Consider the following 22,084-nt stretch of genomic DNA (forward strand, 5'->3'; position numbering starts at 1 on the left):
TTATAGTTTTATGGTAATTTTTTTGGTCTTTTTGGTATTCCAATCAAAAGATACTAAAAGACTTTTATTGGTTTTGTTCCAAACAATTGCTTGTTTCTTTCTTCCTATTTTTACTTCTTTTGGTGCTTTTTGTATGTTGTGTACAATTAGCTTTATATCTTTTTTAGATGCGCTAAATTGTTTTCCTATAGCATCTTTCAACTCAATCGTTAAACAATCCTTTTCAAATTCACTGTTAAAGGTTAACAGTTCAAATTGGTCTTTCTGAATTGCATTAGCAGTCACACCATTGTCATTGTATAGGTTTCTTTTACTTTTCTTTACAGATGCATCATGGTAATAGTGTACTTCTATGTTATTTCCTTTATAGCTATCTGTAGATTGAACAAGCTTAGTCATCGGTATAAATGCACCTGCTCTTACATAAGTAGGAATCGAATTTTCTTTCGTTACTACTTGTTTTTTCTGTCCTCCATTAACTTTATCACCGGTGTAAAAATCAAACCATACAGCATCTTTTGGAAAATACACTTCTTGCTGAGTTACTTTTGAATTTAAGATAGGTGTAATTAAGAAATCATTTCCCCATAAATAGGTCGAAGCTAATTTTTGTAATTCTTCATTGGTTGAATTCTCAAAAAACAAAGGTCTCATTAAAGGTTTCCCAAATTGACTATTTTCATATACTAAATGATAGTTATATGGCAATAATTTATAACGTAACTCTATCGATTGTTTTGCTAGTTCTTTTGCTTTTTTTGAACGAAATACAGGTTCACTAGGTACTTCTTCTTGTGCATGGGGTCTAAAGATTGGTTGAAATACACCGTATTGTAGCCATCGAGTATATAATTCGTCATCTAAATTTGCACCTGCAAAACCTCCCAAGTCAGAATGCATATATCCTATTCCTTGCATTCCCATTTGCAATGATATCTCTGGCTGGCTTTGTAAGCCTCCCCAAGTTCTATTTACATCTCCAGACCATGGTACTAAACCAAAGCGTTGAGAACCTGAATATCCTGCACGCATTAGAATAAATGGTCTTTCATTTGGGTATTCTTTTTGAAAACCTTCAGCAATTAATCGTGCCCAATCATGTCCATAAATATTATGTACTTCATCGGCAGTTCCTGTAGCATGTTCTACCCAAGATGGGTGTACTTCTGGTTCTCCTAAATCTCCCCAGAAACCTTGTACTCCCATACTTTTGATTCCTTTATAAATATTCCAAAACCATGCTCTTCCTTCTTTTTTATAGATATCTACAATCCCCGTATTTCCAAAGTAAAAATCATATCTCGCAGGTTTACCAACAGAATCTTTTGCTAATACATCTTTCGCTACCGCCTCTTTCCATTTTTTAGATGTTGACAATACAAATGGTTCTGTTATTAAGACTGTTTTTACTCCTTTACTTTTAAGGTTTTGTACCATCTGCTTCATATCAGGAAATGAATCTTTATAGACTTCTAAATTCCCCATGGTTCCTTTTAAGTCTTTTCCAAACCAATATAAATCAAGGATGATTGCATCTACAGGAATATTTTCTTCTTTGAATTTTGCAATGGTATTTTCCGTTTCTTTTTGAGAATGATATCCAAACCTACTTGAAAAATTACCAAGTGCCCAACGTGGTAACATCGGTTGTTTTCCGGTTAATTGGGTATAATTTCCTATTAAATCTAACCAAGAATCTCCTACAATTACTTGATAAGTTTTTCTTCCTGAGATTGTTTCATAGGTCAAAGCATTGTCTTTATGACTATCTAAATCTAAATAACCTATAGGAGCGTTGTCAAAATGAATTGCATATTTCTTTGATGATAAAACCAATGGCATTGAAAAGTTCATCAGCTTAGATCTATCTTCATAACCATAATGCGCTTTGTTATACAATTCTAAACGATTTCCTCTACGATTCATTCCTAAAGCTCTTGCTCCTCCTCCATATAAAACTTCTTCTGGAGTTAGCCCAAATCGTATGGTTTCATAATCATCATTCTTTTGATATCCGTTTTTCTCTTCTGTTACTTTTTTTCCCTTGTACCAATACGAAACTTTAAAAGGTTGTTTATTTATTACAATGGATAGTTCATTTGTTTTAAACTCAATCTGTTTATCGCTCTCAACAAACTTAGCTTTGTTATATGTTGATGTCAAGACTACTGCATGAGATGCTTTTGTCGCTTCTTTTTCTCCCTTCGGGATAAAGGTTGTTTCTGAAATTTCTGAAGAATAGAATTGTATTTTATAGCTACCATCAGACACCTTTACAAGTAATTGATTGTTTGTATAAGTAGCTCCTACGAATGTTCTAGGTTGCATAGTATCTTTAAACAACCAAGCAATGGCTTCTTCAAAATTGGTTCTCCAAAGTTTTTCATCATGTTTTCCCTCTGGAACTACTTTAGATTTAATATTATCTGCATTAAAACCTTCTTCTTTTAAGGTTTTAACCATGGCATTCATATCTCGTGCAGTTTGGCTGATTTCATTAAAAGCAACATTGTTTCCTTCTTTAGCTCCTGCTAAAAAATACATCTTAGTATCGTTAAGTTTTCCATGTGTTTGAGAATACTCCTTCACTTCTGGAGCAAACCAAAATGCCGGAGAAAACACACCTACTTTTCCAAATACTTTTGGGTATTTTAATGCTGCATAATGAGAAATTAGCCCTCCCATTGAACTTCCGATAATTCCAGTATTAGTTTTATCTTTTAAAGTTCTGTAGTTTTTATCGATATATGGCTTAAGATTTTTTACTACAAAATCTAAATAAGCATCTCCTTCCCCTCCTCCATATTTATTGTTTGTCCAAGGAGAATATTCATCTAAGCGTTTTTTACCACCATTATCAATTCCTACAACTATTAATTGTAAATTTTTGTCTTTAAATAATTTATTTAGTGTTTCATCTACTTCCCATTCTCCTGAAAAGGATGTTTTCTTATCAAACAAATTCTGCGCATCGTGCATGTACACTACCGGATACGATTCTTTTGAAGAGTTGTAATTTGGAGGTAAATACAATCGAACTGTTCGTTTTCTATGTAACTCTGGAATTTCAAATTCCTTTGTTAATACAGTGACATTTTTTGATGCTGTAGATGCTTCTTCTGGACTAAATAAATGCGACCAACCAGCAATTTTAACTTTTATTGTGTCCTTTCCAGTATTAAAATTATGGATTCTATTGTCTATACTTTTCCCATTCGCATCACATTCAGCAGTTTTCCAGGTTCCTTGTGTGAATTTAAAAAGTATATTATTTGATTTCTGTGGAAGTGTTATGCTATACTTTCCATCTTTCTGAGTTAACTGAAATTTTTCATTTCCACCAGTCCAACCTTCAAAATCACCAGAAACATATATTGGTGCATCTTTAGGTGTACCTTCTGGCAATTCTTCAACAACAATAGTTACTTGTCCGAATACTGTAAGTCCTATAAATAGGAATGCTATGTTTATTATGTTTTTCACTTAGTTATTTTGCTTTGTTGTTAATAACAAACTTCCTTTTTCATTAAGCGTTAAGCTTTCCTCCCACTTTAGTTTTTCTCCAGAGATTATATTCTGAAGTATTGTATGGTCTAAACCTATTTCTTTAAAACGATTTAAATCAATCGTAATAGGTTTTTCATTCTTATTTAAAATCAACACCACGGTTTCATTCTCAACAATTCTAAACAGTACATAAACCCCATTTAATGGTGCAAAATGTATGGTTTTACCCGTATGAATGGCTTTACTAGACTTACGATAATTTAATAGTTTTCTAGTATAATCTTGCATTTCTTTTTGCTTAGGACTTAATCCTTCTCCTGTAAATGCATTAACAGTATCTCCTTCCCAGCCTCCAGGAAAATCGGTTCTAATTAAGCCATGATCACCAGGTTTTTCGGAATCATCCATTAAGATTTCTGTTCCGTAGTAAATTTGTAAAATTCTAGGCAAAACAGCATAGGTGGTTAATGCCATCTTTGTATTTACAACATCTTCTTTCAGCTGTGTATAAATTCTGCTTTTATCATGATTGTCAGGAAAAATTAAGATATCTTTTGGTGAAGCGTAGTGAAAATCATTTGCCAAACCTTCATAAATCTTTACTAGTCCTTTATTCCAACTCTCTGGTTCATTTAAAGCATCTACCACATTCTTTTGCATCCCAAAATCCATCGTTGATTTTAGATTTGATATAAAACCATCTCTGTTTTTAGCTCCTTTTTGCCAGTATCCAATTAATAACGGATTATAACTCCATTCTTCTCCAACAATAGAAAACTTCGGATATTCATTCATAATAGCATCTACCCATTTAGCCATAAATTCTTTAGCTGGATACGGATAAGTATCTTGCCTTATACCTCCTAAGCCTAAAGTTTCTATCCACCAAATTGAATTTTGAATAATATACCTAGACATATATGGATTTCGTTGATTTAAATCGGGCATAGTAGCCACAAACCAACCTTCTACATTTCCTTTTTTATCTATTTCTGAAGCGTACAAATCTTGATTTGTTGTTCTTCTATGATTGGAAGTATGTACTGTTTTCCATGACCAATTCTCTTTGTTATTTTCATAATACACTTGGTCATTTACCCAATCTTCAAAAGGCAAGTCTTTCATCCACCAGTGTTCCAAGCCACAGTGATTCGCTACCTGATCCATGATCAACTTCATACCTCTTTTAGAAAGTTCTTCTGAAAGTTTTTTATACTCTTGCAAGCTTCCAAAACGAGGATCAACTTGATAAAAATCGGTCATTGCATATCCGTGATAAGAACCACGAGCCATATCATTGGTTAAAACTGGTGTTGGCCAAATAGCAGTAAATCCTAAATCTTTTATATAATCTAAATGCTTAGTAATTCCTTCTATATCTCCACCATGTCGTTTATAATCATGTGATCTATCAACTTCTGTTTCTTTTAAATTCTCAAAACGATCGTTTTTCGGATTCGCATTTGCAAAACGATCGGGAGTGATTAAGTAAATAGCATCTGAACTATCAAACCCAACATAAGAATCAGCTTTCTTTTCTCTAGATTTTAATTCGTATGTATGTGTCTTCTTTGTCCCATCTTTAAAAGTAAACACAATGTCAAATTTCCCTGCTTGGGTAGTTTTATCAATGTTTAAATCGACAAACAAATAATTCGGACTTCTTCCTTTATGTACTTTATTAATATGTACTCCTTGATAAGAAATAGTTGGTGTTGAATTGCCTATATTTTCTTCCTTAACTAATAATTGAAGGGTATTGTTTTTAAAACCAATCCACCAATTAGGTGGTTCTACTCTTTCTAAAAAAGTACTGGAAACTTTAGATTGCGTTTTTACAATACTTTCCTGTTTCGTTGTAGTGTTACACGAAATAAAAATTAAGAAAATAATGTATAAGCTAATATTCTTCATAAGATAAAAAACCTCACAAAAAAATGTGAGGTTAGTGTCTAACTTCTAACTATACTGTTACTAAGTTATTAGGGGAAATTTTTATTAATTTATCATTTACCAAAATCTCTAAAGCGCTACCATTTTCTAATTCAAATTTAGTATCATCTTTACAAACAGAAATTTTTAATATTTGTCCTCTAAAGTTTACCTTGAAAGAGTATGCCTCCCATTGTCCTGGGATTTGTGGTGTAAAACTTAATGTGCCATTTTTTACACGCATTCCACCAAATCCTTCTACAATACTCATCCAGGTTCCTGCCATTGAGGTAATATGCAATCCTTCTTCTACTTCTTTATTATAATCATCTAAATCTAAACGAGAAGTTCTTAAATAAAACGTATAGGCTTGTTCCATTCTACCTAATTTAGCAGCCTGAATACTGTGTACACAAGGTGACAAAGAACTTTCATGTACCGTAAATGGTTCGTAAAAATCAAAATGACGTTCTAATTCTTCTTGACTAAATTGATCTTCGAAGAAATAGAATCCTTGTAAAGTATCTGCTTGTTTGATATACGGCGAGCGTAAAATACGATCCCAACTCCATTTTTGGTTAATTGGTCGTTGTGCCTTGTCTAAATCAGCTACGGTGATTAATTCTTTATCTAAGAAACCATCTTGTTGTAAAAACACTTGATGCTCTTCTGAATATGGGAAGAACATATGGTCTGCTACTTTTTTCCAAGAAGCTAATTCTTCAGCATCAAACTTTACTTTTTCTTTGATTCTGATATAATCCGAGATATGATCTGATTCTACTTTTTGAATGGCTTCTAAGGCATAATCAATACACCACTTTGCAGCATAATTGGTATACCAATTGTTATTTACGTTGTTTTCATATTCATTTGGTCCTGTAACTCCTAAAATCACGTACTTATTCTTAGCTGTAGAAAAGGTTGCTCTTTGATACCAAAAACGGGCAATACCAATTAATACTTCCAATCCCTTTTCTGGAACGTACGATGCATCTGAAGTATATCTTTCATAGTTGTATATAGCAAATGCTATCGCTGCATTTCTATGAATTTCTTCAAAAGTAATTTCCCATTCATTATGACATTCTTCACCATTCATAGTTACCATTGGATATAATGCTGCACCATTAGTAAAGCCTAATTTTTCAGCATTTTCAATGGCTCTATCTAAATGATGGTAACGATACTCTAATAAGTTTCTTGCTACTTTTTGGTCTTTTGTTGCCATATAAAATGGTAAACAATAAGCTTCTGTATCCCAATAGGTACTTCCTCCGTATTTTTCTCCTGTAAATCCTTTGGGTCCAATGTTCAAGCGAGCATCAGTTCCTAAATAGGTTTGGTTTAATTGGAAAATATTGAATCGAATACCTTGTTGTGCCTTTACATCACCAGAAATGGTAATATCTGACATGTTCCAAATCTGATTCCATGCCTGAATCTGAAGCGCTAGTAAATCATCAAATCCTATATTTAAAGCCTTGTCTAATGCAGTTTTAGCCGCAGAAACTAATGCTTCTTTTTTATGGTTTCTATCTACTGTATATCCAGCAAACTTATATAAAGTAGCCGTTTGGTTTTGTTGAACATCAACCTTGTATGTGAATGTTAATTTTCTATCAGATTTCTCCTCTTCCTTTGCTAAATCAAGTATTTTACCATCAACATACACTCGAGATTCCATAAAAGTACATGCATGGAAATTCGTTTTCATTGTATGCGACTCAATAAATCCTTGGTTTCCTTCTGATGTTACGTTAAGAATATTCCAAAACTTATCATCCCAATTTGAATCTTCATTGGTAATTCCTGCATCTAAATACGGAGAAAAAGTAATAGCTACATCTGAATTTAAAGGAGTTACTTTATATTCAATTGCACCAACTTCATCTAATTCTAAACTTAAAAAACGTTTAGAACTTACTTCTAATTCAATTCCATTAGATAAGGTTGCCTTAAATGTTCTAGACAACCATCCTTCTTTCATGTTCAATTCTCGTTTAAAGTTTTCAACTTTTTTACATGTATTTAAATCGAAAACCTCCTCATTGATTTTAACATGAATACCAATCCAGTTAGGTGCATTCAACACTTTGGCAAAGTATTCTGGATATCCATTCTTCCACCATCCTACTCTGGTTTTATCAGGATAGTATACTCCTGCAATATAGCTACCTTGAAAAGTAGCTCCTGAGTAATCCTCTTCAAAATTGGCACGTTGTCCCATCGCACCATTTCCAATACTAAAAAGACTTTCAGACGATTTTACACGCTCTTTATCAAATCCTTCTTCAATAACACTCCATTCGTTGGGTATGATATAATCTTGATTCATTTCTTATTGGATATATTAGTAAAGATTAATACTTCTTTACTTTAAATTCTTTATTCTTTTTTGTTAGTTATCATTGCATTTAGGCAGGTTTCTTTGTAAGATTCCTTTATTTCTTTGCCTATGACATTTGTTTTATGGTTAATACATTTCAATAATCTGAAATGATATTTTCTTCTTATTTTTTAATAATGTCTTCTATGAACTCTATGGAGATCTCTGTAAAGTCATTGAATACATAATCTGCTTCATGTAACACTTCTTTACTTCCAATTCCGATTGAAATCATATTTGCTGCATTCGCTGCTTGCACTCCTGCAACTGAATCTTCAAATACAACACAATCTTCTGGCTGTATTTTTAATGCTGTTGCTGCATTTAAAAATACCTCCGGATCTGGTTTTGCTTTAGATACATTGGTTCCATCTACAATTGCCTGAAACTTCTCAATCAAGTGTACCTTTTCCAAAATTGCTCTTGCATTTTTGCTTGCAGATCCTAATGCAATACCTTGTTTATTATCTATTAAATAGTGTAATATTTTAGGTACATCAGGCAGTATTTCAGAGTCATCCATTTGGGCTATATAACTTAAATAGTCATCATTTTTTTTAGCCATTAATTCTGAAAATTCTTCTGGAGATAAAGTTTTGTTTCCCCAGCTTAATATTTTTTCTAACGATCTTACACGACTCACTCCTTTTAACTGTTCGTTTTGTTCTGATGTAAAATCAATTCCTAAACCGTTTGCTAGCTTTTTCCAAGCTAGGAAATGGTATTTAGCAGTGTCTACAATAACACCGTCTAGATCGAAAATAAATCCCTTCTTCATTTTACTCTTCTACTGTTTGGTAAGTAATTGCGTTTGGATTGGTAATTAACAAATTAGCGATACCTGCAATAATTAAGCTGATACCTGCTACGGTCATTGCGTTAATAGCTTCGCTTCCTATTAAATTTGACACAAAGTTCACTCCTCCTAAGGCAGCTACAATTTGAGGAATTACAATAAACATGTTAAAGATTCCCATAATAACTCCCATTTTCTTAGGGTCTACTGAACTTGATAGCATTGCATAAGGCATTGATAAAATACTTCCCCAAGAGAATCCGATTAATACGAAAGAAATTGTTAAGTACTCATGAGATGGAATAAATTTCATCATTAGAAATCCGATTCCTCCTAAAATTAAGGATCCCATGTGTACATATTTTCTGTTGATTCTTCTTTTTGAAGTATACAATACTAAAAGCAATGCAAATGCCATTGAAGATAAACCATAAGTTCCCATATATGATCCCACCAAGTTTGATGATTTCTGAAAGGCGGTATTGGCAGTATTAAAAGCCTCCGCTTGTGCCGCTACAGCCATATCGTAATTTGCTTCAATAGGTGCTGGGGTTTGGAAAACATGTTCCGTAAGCGCTGGATTTGCCATACTCCACATAGTAAAAAATGCGAACCAACTAAAAAACTGAATAACTCCTAATTTTTTCATGGTCATTGGCATGCTACCAATATTGTTTAGTATATCTGGAATAAACTGATTTTTCTTAGCTTTTTCTCTTTCAAACTCTTCCATGTCTTCTGGTGGATACTCAGTAGTTGTAAAAACTGTATAAAGTATACTTAATAAGAATACAAAAGCACCAATTGCAAAAGCCACTTTAACCGACATTGGAACAACTCCTACTGGAGCTGCATCACTTACTCCAAATTGAGAAACCATCCATGGTAAATTACTTGCTACCCAAGTACCAATACCTATAATTAAAGTTTGTACTACAAAACCATATGAACGCTGAGATTCTGGAAGTTTATCGGCTACTAAAGCTCTAAATGGTTCCATTGAAATATTAATAGAAGCATCTAAAATCCATAAAAATCCTGCAGCCACCCATAATGCTGGTGAATGCGGTACAAAAAATAAAGCTAACGAGCTTAACACAGCTCCAATTAGAAAGTATGGTCTTCTTCGTCCCCATTTTGGACTCCAAGTTCGATCACTTAAATATCCTATTATAGGTTGAACCAATAGCCCTGTTAACGGAGCAGCAATCCATAACAATGGAATATCATCTTTTGCAGCACCAAGAGTTTGAAAAATACGAGACATAAAGCCTCCTTGTAAGGCAAAACCAAACTGAATTCCTAAGAATCCGAAACTCATGTTCCAGATTTCCCAAAAACTTAATTTACGCTTATTCATTATCGTAATTATTAGTTAATACATACGATAAGCGCTACGACTTATCTTATTCTTTTTGTGGAAAGTAAATTACTGATAAGTCCGTTTTATTGTTGTAAAGATATAATTTTAAAAATTAACTTTACGAAAAATCTACTATCACGATTTCGTAGATTCTCTAGATTTTATATTACTCGATATCACTTTTGTTTGTGGTAATCTTTCTGAATCTTCATTTTCAATTCGATCAATTAACATTTCAGCAGCTTGTTTTCCCATAGTATATCCATGCTGTACAACTGTTGTTATAGATGGTGATGAGTATTCAGAAATTAATCCATCTGTAAATCCTATGATAGAAATATCTTCAGGTATCCCTAACCCTCTCTCTTTTGCAATTCTTATTGCAATGGCAGCATAAATTTCATTTACCGTAAATATAGCATCTATTTTATTTTCAAATAAACTTTCTATTTGTTCCTTAATATTGTTTTCTTCGTCAACTTCTACAATTAACTTTCTATCAATATTAATTCCTTCTTCCTTCAAGGCCTTTTCATAACCTTGCTCTCTATGCAATCCTACGGTAACATGCTCTGGAGTAGTAACAATACCAATACTTTTACAACCGATATCTAATAAATACTTCGTTGCTTTATATCCAGCTCCAATATCATCTACAATTACTTTATCACATTTAATTGATTTATGAGTTCTATCAAACAATACTAATGGAACTTCATTATCAATTAACTTTTTAAAATGAGAAAATTCTCCATTTTCTAAAGTTTCTTTTGCTATAGATACTAACAATCCATCTACACTTCCATTAGTTAATACATCAATGGTCTCTGCTTCTTTTTGCTCATCATTATTAGAGAAACATACCATAATATTGTATCCTCTATTAGATGCTTCACTCTCTACTCCTTTAATTACTGTAGAGAAAAAATGATGTACAATCTTTGGTAAAATAATACCGATAACTTTCGTTTTTTGATTGCGTAATTGAAGTGCTAAATTATTAGGCCTGTAATTATAATAATCTGCATAAGCTCGAATCCTATCTTTAGTCTCTTGACTAATTTCATGACTATCTCTTAAAGCCTTTGAAACTGTGGAAATTGACACTCCCAATTCCTTGGCTATTATCTTAATGGTAATTTTAGGTTTCATATTTTACAAAACTCATAATTTTTTTTAGCTTATTTTAATAATATGTTAAGCTAAAGTTAGAAAGTTATTAACACGAAAACGTTTTCGTAGTGTTTTCAATAGCTACAGAGCAACTTTTATTTCTATCTTCACGTCGTGGAAAGTAAAATTATTGGTAATCTTTATATCAATTTTATACCTATTTTAATTTATAAAAATGAAGGATTTTAAAATAATATTATGTAGTATTCTATTACTGTGCTCCTCTCAAATATTTGCCCAGCAAGTACTAAAAGGAACCGTTGTAGAAAAAACAACAGGTGATGGATTACCTGGTGTTAGTGTAATTGTAAAAGGAACAACAAAAGGAACATCTTCAGATTTTAACGGAAACTTTGAATTAAGTAATGTTAAAACTGGGGATGTTCTTGTTTTCTCTTTTATTGGTTTTACTGATAAAGAAATTACCATTGGTAATAACTTTAACATTACAGTAAATTTAGAAGAAGATTCGCAACAATTAGATGAAGTTGTTGTAGTTGGTTATGGAACAACTACTAAAAAAGATGCCACAGGTTCTGTTGAATCTATCACATCAAAGGGTTTTACTAAAGGTAACATTGTTACTCCAGAAAACTTATTAAGTGGTAGAGTTTCAGGGGTAAGTATTAAAACTAGTGGTGCTCCTGGTTCTGGTTCTGAAATCAGAATTCGTGGAGGTTCTTCTTTATCTGCTTCTAACTCTCCATTAATTATTATTGATGGATTACCTATTGATAACAACGGAACTACAGGTTCTAGAGGTGTATTAGCAAATATAAATCCAAGTGATATCGAATCTTTTTCTGTATTAAAGGATGCTTCTGCAACTGCTATCTATGGGTCTAGAGCTTCTAATGGTGTAATCATTATTACAACCAAAAAAGGAAAATCTACATTTAGTTTCAACTACGATATGCAATTTACCTTTGGTGAAATTAGAGATCGTATCAATGTTTTTGGTGCAGATGAGTTTAGACAGTTAATTCAACAAAACAGACCAGCTGATGTAAACTTACTTGGAACAGCAAATACTAATTGGCAAAACGAAGTAATGCAACAATCTGTATCTACTTTACATAATTTATCGTTAAGAGGTACTATTTACAATACCATTCCTTTTAGAATCTCTGCTGGATTTACGAATCAAGAAGGTAACATTCTAACTTCTGACTTTGAAAGAAATAATGCCTCGTTATCTTTAACTCCAAGCTTTTTTAATGATCATTTAAAAATTAACTTTAACATTAATAGAGTTCATGAGTTTAGTAGGTTTGCCGATGTAGGACAAATTGGAGCTGCTCTCCGTTATGACCCTACACATCCAGTTTATGATCCTAGTTCTAGGTTCGGTGGATACTATCAACACACTACTCCTAGTAATAATACCACTATTGTTCAAAACGGAACAACAAACCCAGTTGCATCATTAATGCAAAGGTTTAACTTTGGTCAAGCAAGTAGAACTTATGGAAACATTCAGTTCGATTATAAACTTCATTTCTTACCTGAATTAAAGGCAGTTGTTAATTTAGGTTATGATGAAACGAAAGGTACAGGTACAGATATGACTTCTCTTGAAGTTCCTGTTACAACTACTAATCCAAACTTTATTGGTAATGATTCTTTTAGTAATCAAACTAGAACAAACAGATTATTAGACGGTTATTTAAACTATAAGAATAACTTAACAGAAAATATTATTGGTGACTTTACAGCTGGTTATTCATATCAGAAATTCACCAATGAAGGTTTTAACTCTGGAAACAGAAGAGATCCTAATAGTGAGTCAGATCCTTATACAGACGATCCAATAGTGTTAATTGGTTTCTTTGGTAGAGCTAACTTAACTTTTTGGGATAAATATTTAGTTACTCTTAACTACAGAAGAGATGGAACTTCTCGTTTCTCTGCTGCAAATCGTTGGGGGAACTTTGGAGGTGCTGCTTTCGCTTGGAAAATGAGTGAAGAAGATTTCTTAAAAGATTCAAAAATCATTTCAGACTTAAAGTTAAGAGCTAGTTATGGTACTACAGGACAACAAGAAATTGATGCAAGAGGTTTATTCTTAGAAAAATATCGTTTAGGAAACAATAATTCTCAATATATATTTGGAGGAAACCCATTAACCATTGCAATACCTTCAGCTATCAACCCAGATATCAAATGGGAAACTACAAGAACTATTGAAATTGGTGTTGATTATGGTATACTTGATAACAGATTTACAGGATCTATAAGTGCTTTCCAAAAGAATTCTACAGATCTTTTATTTAATGATGTATCTGTTGCCGATGGTAGTAACTTCTCAAATACAATTACAAGAAACATTGGTGAGTTACAAATAAGAGGTTTAGAATTCTCAATTAATGGAGATATTTTAAAAACAGACGATTTTGACTGGAACTTCAACTTCAATGGTACTGTTTTTGACCGTGAAATTAAAGAGTTAGCTTTAGGACAAGACGTTAGAACTGGAGGAATTGCAGGAGGTACAGGTAACAATATTCAGTTACTAAGAGAAGGATTTGCTCCAAACTCATTCTATGTATTAAAGCAACTTTACAATGCTGATGGTACTCCAATAGAAGGTGCATATGCAGATTTAAATGGAGACAATGTAATAAACGATAATGACAGATATTTAAAAGGGAAACCAGATGCTGATGTTATCTTAGGATTCCAATCGAACTTTAACTACAAAAACTTCGACTTCTCTTTTAACTTAAGAGCTAATATTGGAAACTATGTATATAATAATGTTAACTCAGCAAGGGCACAATTAGAATTATTACAAGACAATGCTGTACTAGGAAATATCCCTACTTCAGTAAATAACACTAACTTTTTAAGAACAGCAAACGTAATTACTTCTGATATTTATTTAGAAGAAGCTTCATTCTTAAAAATGGATAATATTACTTTAGGATATACCTTTAATCCGATTAAAAAATTCTCTAACACTAGTTTACGTTTATGGGCTGGTATGCAGAATGTATTTGTAATTACTGATTATAGCGGACTTGATCCTGAAGTATTTAATGGTATAGATAACACAATATACCCTAGACCTCGTAATATTTTGTTCGGAGCAAATATTAAGTTTTAAAATTAGTTAAGAAATGAAAAAATATATAAAAAACATTAAAACAGCAGCTTGTGCAACTTTGTTTTTAGCCATGGCTTTTACATCGTGTACGAAAGATCTTAATGTAAATCCGCAAGATGATGACAATATCTTAGCTAGTCAATTATTTACAAACGAAAACTCTTATAAACAAGCACTAGCAGGAGTATATGGTAACTTAGCGCTAACAGGAACTGATGGTGCTGGTTCATCAATTGTTCAAGGATTAGATGCAGGAACAAGTCAATATGGACGTGTCTTACTTTACTTACAAACATTATCTACAGATCAAATGGTATGGTCGTATGAAAATGACCCTGGAGTAAGAGAAATTCAACGTAACATTTGGACCGCTCAAAATCCTTTATTGGCAGGTATGTTTGGTAGAGCACACGTTTCTATTGCTTTGGCAAATAATTTCTTAAGAGAAACAACAAATTCTAAATTAGATGAACGTAATGTTTCTGCAGAGTTAAGAGCTAAAATTACCAACTACAGAGCTGAAGCTCGTTTTTTAAGAGCCTTATCATATTATCATATGATGGACCTATTTGGGCAAGCAAACTTTATTACTGAAGATACGCCTCTAAATAGTCAACCTGAAGCTGCGGATAGAGCTAGATTATTTAGCTACATTGAGTCAGAACTAAAAGCAATTGAAGCAGATTTATTAGATCCTCAAACTAATGAATATGGTAGAGTTGATAAAGGTGCTTTATGGATGCTTTTAGCTAAAATTTACTTAAATGCAGAAGTATACATCAATGAAGATAAGTATGCAGACTGCTTAATGTACTGTGATAAAATTATTGGAGAAGGATATTCATTAGCTACCGACTATCTACATAATTTTATGGCTGATAATGATATGAACAGCGCTAGAAATGAAATTATATTTCCTGTAATTTCAGATGGTGTAGTAACTCAAAACTTTGGTCCTACTACTGTAATGGTGAATGGTGAAGTTGGAAGTATGGAGAAAAACGGAGCTTCTTTAGGCGTTGGAGACGGCGGCTGGGGCGGTGCATTAAGAATTAGAGAACAATTCGCACGCTTATTTGAAGACAGTAGTTTTACAAATGATACAAGAAACACTATTATTTCTGCAGATAGAGATATTGAAATTGGCGATATTTCTGATAGAGATTCTGGGTATATCATAACAAAATACTCAAACAAAACTTCTACTGGACAAAACGGACAAGATCAAACTTTTGTAGATACTGATTTTCCTTTATTCAGATTAGCTGATGTGTATTTAATGTATGCTGAAGCACACCTAAGAGGTGGCGGCGGTACTATTGATAATGCTGTTAACTATGTTAACTTACTTAGAACAAGAGCCAACAACCCACAAACACTTACAAGCGGTGATTTAACTTTAGACTTCATTTTAGATGAAAGAGCCAGAGAATTACACTGGGAAGCTAAAAGAAGACAAGACCTAATTCGATTTGGAAAATACACAGATGGAAACTTTAATTGGGCTTGGAAAGGAAATGTTAGCGGAGGAATTCCTATTTCTAAAAATTTAAAGGTATTCCCAATACCTTCAAATAGCTTAGCTGCTAACCCAAATTTAAAACAAAACACAGGATATTAATTTATAACAACATAATACAATGAAAAAAATAGTATCATTATTATCTTTCATTTTAATTTTTAGCTTTATCGGCTGCCAAGAAAATGATAATTTAGAATTCATAGTACAACCTCCTCAACAAAATGTTGAGTTTACGAATGCTTTTTTAAACGAATATGTTATCACACAACAAACTTCAGGAAACATTGCTGAGCGTTTTGTTTGGAATGAAGTTGAATTTGAAGGTGTAGCTACACCAGTAACTTATGAATTACAAGTTTCTTTAACAAGTGATTTCGCAAGTTTAGAATCTTTAGGAACCACAAATCAAACGAACCTTCCTGTTACTGTTGGTAAATTTTTAAGCCTAGCAGCTGATGCAGGTTTAGACAATGACCCTAGTACTGATGACAAGCCGAACACTGGAAATATTTACTTTAGAGTAATTGCTTCTGTGGGAACTAATGGAGGTCCTGAAAGTATTTCTTCTATTAAAGAATTAACAATTACTATTCCTGAATCTACTGGAAGTAGTTCTGGAGTTCAAGTAGCTTCTTGGGGAATAGTTGGTTCTGGTTATAATGACTGGGGAAATGCAGGTCCTGATGCACCTTTCTATACTACTAGTGAAGCAAACGTATTTGTTTCTTATGTTTCTTTAGTAGATGGTGAAATCAAATTTAGAGAAAACAACGATTGGGCAAACAACTTTGGTGATACGGGAGCAGATGGTACTTTAGATGCTGGTGGAGATAATATCGTTTCTACTGCCGGTACTTATAAGGTAACCTTAAATCTTAATGATAATACTTACACAATCGAGGAATTCTCTTGGGGAATTGTAGGTTCTGGTTACAATGATTGGGGGAATGCTGGTCCAGATGCTGCATTCCACTATGATTACACAACTGATACATTTAAAGTAGGAGTTAAATTATTAGATGGAGAAATAAAATTCCGTCTAAACAATGACTGGGGTACTAACTTCGGAGATACCGGAGCTGATGGAACTTTAGATGCTGGTGGAGATAATATTGTATCTACTGCAGGTTTCTATAATGTAACTATCGATTTTAATAACAACACATATACAATTGAAGCAGGTGATGTATGGGGAATTGTAGGTTCTGGTTATAATGACTGGGGTAATGCAGGTCCTGATTTCAGTTTTACAGAAGTTAATCCTGGAATTTTTGTAGCAAACAATGTAACCTTATTAGATGGAGAAATTAAGTTTAGAATAAACGAAGATTGGGGTACTAACTTTGGAGATACAGGAGCAGACGGAACTTTAGATGCCGGAGGAGATAATATTGTTTCTACTGCTGGTAACTATAGAATTGTTATGGATCTTTCAGATTCATCGAACCCTACTTATACCATTACATCTTTGTAAATAATTTGTTTTAATTAAGGTCTGTGTAATGCAGACCTTAATTTTATTTAACTACCCACTACAGAATTATGAAAAAAATATGCTCCTTACTTCTATATTTTATTAGTTTAACCATATTTTCTCAAGTAACAACTTCTCCTGGTACACCTACCATTAACGATGAAATTACTATTACCTTAAACACAACAGGAACTGAATTAGAAAATCATACCGGCGATATTTATGCGCATACTGGTGTAACTGTTGATGGTACACAATGGGAAAACACCATTGGAAGCTGGGGAAACAATGCCACGCAACCAAAGTTTACTAAAACTGCCGATAATACCTACACGCTAACCATTACTACAAACGTATACTCATTTTATAGTGTTGATAATTCAAAAACTATCAGCGAGATAAATTTAGTAGCCCGTTCTGACGATGGTTCTAAACAAACTAGGCCAGATATTCATATCCAAATTTTTTCGGCAGATTTAAATATTCAATTTACTACACCGAATAACGATGATGTATTTGATAGTGGCGCCATGGTAACCATAACTGCTGAAGCTACCAAAGATGCTGATTTAGAATTACTCGTTAATAGTACATCTATTGAAACACTTACCAATACAAAAACCATTAGTAAAGATTATACCTTTACTACAACCGGACAACAAACCATCAAAGCTGTTGCTACTGATGGATCTACTACTAAAGAACAAGAAATTAAGCTATATATAAAAACTCCTACAGTTTCTGAAACTAGACCTACTGGGGTTAAAAATGGTGTAACTGTAAACAATGATGGTTCTGTTACTTTCATTTTACTCGCTCCTCAGAAAAACGATGTTTTTTTAATAGGAGATTTTAACAATTGGTCTTTACACCAAGATTACCAACTTAAGAAAGATGGTGATTATTTCTGGATTACCTTAAACGGTTTAGATCCAAATACTGAATACGCATATCAGTTCTTTATCGATTATAGTAAAAAAATTGTCGATCCATATGCTAAGAAAATATTAGACCAATCTAACGATCAATATATATCCGCTAGCAACTATCCCGATTTAAAAAGCTTCCCTGAAAAAGCTTCAGGAATTGTTGCTACCTTTAAAATAAACGAACCTTCTTATACTTGGCAAACCACTTCTTTTACAAAACCAGCCAAAGAAGAGTTGGTTATTTATGAATTACTTGTTAGAGATTTTTCTACTGAAGACAGTTATCAAGCCGTTATTGATAAATTAGATTATTTAGAAACCTTAGGAATTAATGCATTACAACTAATGCCTGTAAATGAGTTTGAAGGAAATGATAGTTGGGGATATAATGTATCTCACTTCTTTGCATTAGATAAAGCTTATGGGACACAAAACAAATTCAAAGAACTTATTGATAAGTGTCATGAAAAAGGCATTGCTGTAATTTTAGATGTAGTTTTTAATCATGCATACAGTCAGAATCCATTAATTCAAATGTATGACTTCAATATTTCTAATGGAACTACTTCAAACAATCCATTTTTTAATGATGATCACAATTTTCAAAATGGAGCTTTACGTTTCGGTTTTGATTTTAACCACGAATCTAACTATACCCAACAATACTTCAAAGATGTAATGTCTTACTGGATAGAGGAATATCAAATAGATGGATTTCGTTTGGATTTTACAAAAGGATTTACCAACACCTACTACCCTACTTCTGGAGATCAATGGGGAAATAATTATAATAAAGAACGTATTGATCGTTTGACCGATTATGCAAATCATGTTTGGAATAATCACGATAATGGTTTTTATATGATTCTAGAACACCTAACCAGTAACGATGAAGAAAAGGAATTGGCTAATGCAGGAATGATGCTTTGGGGAAAAATGACTGAACCATATAACCAAAACACAATGGGATATAGCAGTAACTCTGATATCTCATGGGGATATTACAAAAACAGAGACTTTAATTCTCCTCATTTAGTGGCCTATATGGAAAGTCATGATGAAGAACGTTTAATGCATAAAAATCTTCAATATGGAAACTCAAATGGTAGCTATAACGTAAAAGATTTAAATACTGCTTTAGAAAGAATGAAAGCAGCAGGAGCCTTCTATTTTACTATTCCTGGACCAAAAATGATTTGGCAATTTGGTGAATTAGGCTATGATATTAGTATTGATGAAAATGGCAGAACTGGACGTAAACCTGTTAAATGGGAATATTTCGATGTTCCTCAACGAAAAAGCATTTACGATAGCTGGAGTAAGTTAATTACCCTTAAAAAAGGAGAGAATATTTTTAACTCTACCAATGTAACCCTAAATACAGGTAATTCAGAGTTAAAAAGTATTCAAATCACCTTAAATTCAGCTACTGGAGATGAAATTAAGTATGTAACTATTATTGGTAATTTCGGTGTTACTGAGCAAGCTATAGATCCAAAATTTCAAGAAACTGGAAATTGGTACGAGCTTCTAAATGGTAATAAAAAAATAACCGTTACTAATGTAAATGAACAAATAACATTAGCTCCCGGGGAGTTTAAATTATATGCAAACAATCCAACCAGTTTATTTCCTATAACAGATAATGATAACGACGGAGTATTGAATGAAGATGATTTATGTCCAGATACACCTGAAGGTACCGTAGTAGATGTTAACGGATGTGAAGTATTTACTTTACCGAATACCAATTTCACCTTAAACGTTCTAAGTGAAACCTGCAGAAACAGTAACAATGGTAGTATCTCTATTACAGCTCAAGAAAACTTAAACTATGTAGCTAAACTTACTGGGAATTCAATGTCTTTAACTGCGAATTTCAACACAAACCATAGTTTTGACAATCTTCCTGCTGGAGCATATGAAGTGTGCATTACTGTTGATGGAAAATCAGGATATGAAATTTGCTTTAATGGTACTGTTACCGAACCAGAAGATTTAAGCGTTTTATCGAGAATTGAAAATAATAGTAAGTCTATCATTTTAAATATGTATGGTAGTAAAAACTATACAATTAATTTAAACGGAATAATATATACTACCCATAACAATGAAATAGAACTACCGATTATTGATGGTTCAAATACAATTAAAATTGTGGGTGATAAGTTATGTCAAGGAACCTTTGAAAAGGAATTCTATTTTGGTGATGAAATAAGTGCTTATCCAAATCCAGCCAACAATTTTTTCAATGTTTATTTAGGAAATCATAAACTTAATTCTACCATTCTATTATATGCTTTAAATGGAAAATTAGTTTATAAAAACTCTTCAAATAAACTTACAGAACAAATTGATATTTCAAAAATATCTAACGGCGTATATATTTTACAAGTCGTAAACAATAAAGAAAGTAAAACAATTAAAATAGTTAAGAAATAATGAACTTTAGAATTTTATATAATCTTGTATTCGTTAGTGTATTATTTATTTCTTGTGGAGGAGGTGGTGGTTCCGATGATGTAGCTCCTACTCCACCAAGTAAAGCTACTTTAATTTTTCCTGAAGAAAATTCGGAATGTAATGAAGGAACTCAGGTTTCTGCTACACAGACTACGGTTAATTTTGATTGGTCAGATGCTACCAATGCAACTAATTATGAAATTACAATTAAAAACTTAACCACTGGAACTTCTGTTAAACATACCAGTAGCACCTCGAATAAAGCTATTACCATAAATCGTGCAACTCCGTATTCGTGGTTTGTAGTTTCTAAAAATGACGGAAGTGAAACCGCTACAAGTAACACTTGGAAATTTTACAATGCTGGAGATGCGGAATCTTCACATGCTCCTTTTCCTGCTGATTTGGTAAAACCAACAATGGGAAGTAGCTTTAATAGCACTACGACTTCTGTAGTACTAGAATGGACTGGAAGTGATATAGATAATGATTTAAAACAATATAGCATTTTAATGAATACCACAAGTCCTCCTACAACTGCTCTCAATACTACATCTTCTAATTCTTTAGAAGTAAATGTAAGTACAAACAATACTTACTATTGGAGAGTGATTACCGAAGATGAAAAAGGTAATACATCTACATCAGAAATATTTCAATTTAAAATAAAGTAATTTTTAACAAAAAAGTACAAGCCTCATTTCCCCTAAAAATTTGGCTTGTACTGTAAAAACACCCCTGTTTTCCCCATAGGTTAAAAATTACTCCTTGAATCCTCTGGGCTCTTTTGGGCCCTCGAGGAATCAATTTTTAACTAACCCCTTCATTTACTGTACAGTTACTTTTTAAAACACCCTATTTTTTTTATATAAAAAACACAAATCTTTTTTAATTTGTGCCATTAGCTTTATAATCTAGTTTAAAAATTACCTCCTGGTAGCTCTGAACTTTGCGCTTATGCTCTTCGTGCGTTCAGTATCATATAATTCCCTAAAGCTGTTAATGCAGTATACTTATCATATTTATCTAACTTTTCTAAGACTTCCTTTCTTGTAATTATTTTTTCGCAATTTGTAGAACTATTATCTCTCATCAATTTGAAATATTAAACTATTGTGTTCAAAGATTTATGATATAACTAATTACTATACCCATCAACTGTACAGTTGATTATTAAAAGCCCCTATTCTTTTATATAAAAAAAGCACAAATCAATAATGATTTGTGCTATAATGCTCATTTTGTTGTTTAAAAATTACCCCCTGGAGGTTCTGGTTCTGGGCTCTGAGCTTGGGCCCTTTGTGGATTTAAAATCATATAAGTCCCTAAGGCGGTTAATGCTGTATACTTACCATACTTCCCTAACTTTTCTAAGGCTTCTTTTCTTGTGATTTTATTTTCTTGACTTGTCATATTTTGTGTTTTCATCG

13 protein-coding genes are annotated in these 22,084 nt (G+C 32.7%); 5 read left to right on the top strand and 8 right to left on the bottom strand.

The window, feature by feature from the left end; all coding sequences use genetic code 11:
* The 6 genes from ABNT22_RS11405 to ABNT22_RS11430 all read right to left on the bottom strand — a co-directional run bounded on the left by ABNT22_RS11405 (window position 1) and on the right by ABNT22_RS11430 (window position 11,139).
* Window positions 1-3,483, bottom strand: coding sequence for a TIM-barrel domain-containing protein (locus tag ABNT22_RS11405; RefSeq protein WP_348719062.1), 3,483 nt, complete (start codon window positions 3,481-3,483; stop codon window positions 1-3).
* Entirely contained in the window at window positions 3,484-5,421 is a 1,938-nt protein-coding gene (locus tag ABNT22_RS11410; protein ID WP_348719063.1) for a glycoside hydrolase family 13 protein, read from the bottom strand.
* Between the two features lie 49 nt (window positions 5,422-5,470).
* Window positions 5,471-7,777: a glycoside hydrolase family 65 protein gene (locus tag ABNT22_RS11415; RefSeq protein ID WP_348719064.1), complete on the bottom strand. Its 2,307-nt coding sequence runs from the start codon at window positions 7,775-7,777 to the stop codon at window positions 5,471-5,473.
* Window positions 7,778-7,952: 175 nt separating this feature from the next.
* Window positions 7,953-8,606: a beta-phosphoglucomutase gene (gene pgmB / locus ABNT22_RS11420; protein WP_348719065.1), complete on the bottom strand. Its 654-nt coding sequence runs from the start codon at window positions 8,604-8,606 to the stop codon at window positions 7,953-7,955.
* 1 nt (window position 8,607) lies between these two features.
* Window positions 8,608-9,984 (bottom strand): MFS transporter, encoded by a 1,377-nt coding sequence (locus tag ABNT22_RS11425; RefSeq protein ID WP_348719067.1) that lies wholly within the window; start codon window positions 9,982-9,984, stop codon window positions 8,608-8,610.
* A 138-nt stretch (window positions 9,985-10,122) separates the two neighbouring features.
* The gene (locus ABNT22_RS11430) at window positions 10,123-11,139 is read right to left on the bottom strand and encodes a LacI family DNA-binding transcriptional regulator (protein WP_348719069.1); all 1,017 of its coding nucleotides are present in this window, start codon (window positions 11,137-11,139) and stop codon (window positions 10,123-10,125) included.
* A 196-nt stretch (window positions 11,140-11,335) separates the two neighbouring features.
* Between ABNT22_RS11430 and ABNT22_RS11435 the strand changes: the two genes are divergently transcribed.
* The 5 genes from ABNT22_RS11435 (at window position 11,336) to ABNT22_RS11455 (ending at window position 21,328) form a co-directional block, all read left to right on the top strand.
* Complete coding sequence (locus ABNT22_RS11435) at window positions 11,336-14,266, top strand: SusC/RagA family TonB-linked outer membrane protein (protein WP_348719070.1); 2,931 nt, start codon at window positions 11,336-11,338, stop codon at window positions 14,264-14,266.
* 13 nt (window positions 14,267-14,279) lie between these two features.
* Entirely contained in the window at window positions 14,280-15,887 is a 1,608-nt protein-coding gene (locus tag ABNT22_RS11440) for a RagB/SusD family nutrient uptake outer membrane protein (protein WP_348719071.1), read from the top strand.
* Window positions 15,888-15,906: 19 nt separating this feature from the next.
* On the top strand, window positions 15,907-17,262 hold the full coding sequence (locus ABNT22_RS11445; RefSeq protein ID WP_348719073.1) for a SusE domain-containing protein: 1,356 nt from the start codon (window positions 15,907-15,909) through the stop codon (window positions 17,260-17,262).
* A gap of 68 nt (window positions 17,263-17,330) precedes the next feature.
* Window positions 17,331-20,633 (top strand): alpha-amylase family glycosyl hydrolase, encoded by a 3,303-nt coding sequence (locus ABNT22_RS11450; RefSeq protein WP_348719074.1) that lies wholly within the window; start codon window positions 17,331-17,333, stop codon window positions 20,631-20,633.
* Entirely contained in the window at window positions 20,633-21,328 is a 696-nt protein-coding gene (locus tag ABNT22_RS11455; RefSeq protein ID WP_348719076.1) for a hypothetical protein, read from the top strand. The genes ABNT22_RS11450 and ABNT22_RS11455 overlap by 1 nt, the downstream gene beginning before the upstream one ends.
* A gap of 281 nt (window positions 21,329-21,609) precedes the next feature.
* Here ABNT22_RS11455 and ABNT22_RS11460 read toward each other — a convergent pair whose 3' ends face one another.
* The gene (locus ABNT22_RS11460) at window positions 21,610-21,747 is read right to left on the bottom strand and encodes a hypothetical protein (protein ID WP_348719078.1); all 138 of its coding nucleotides are present in this window, start codon (window positions 21,745-21,747) and stop codon (window positions 21,610-21,612) included.
* A 155-nt stretch (window positions 21,748-21,902) separates the two neighbouring features.
* Window positions 21,903-22,082 (bottom strand): hypothetical protein, encoded by a 180-nt coding sequence (locus ABNT22_RS11465; protein WP_348719079.1) that lies wholly within the window; start codon window positions 22,080-22,082, stop codon window positions 21,903-21,905.
* Window positions 22,083-22,084 lie beyond the last annotated feature (2 nt).

This window comes from Tenacibaculum sp. 190130A14a (genome assembly GCF_964048965.1).
GTDB lineage: Bacteria > Bacteroidota > Bacteroidia > Flavobacteriales > Flavobacteriaceae > Polaribacter > Polaribacter polynesiense.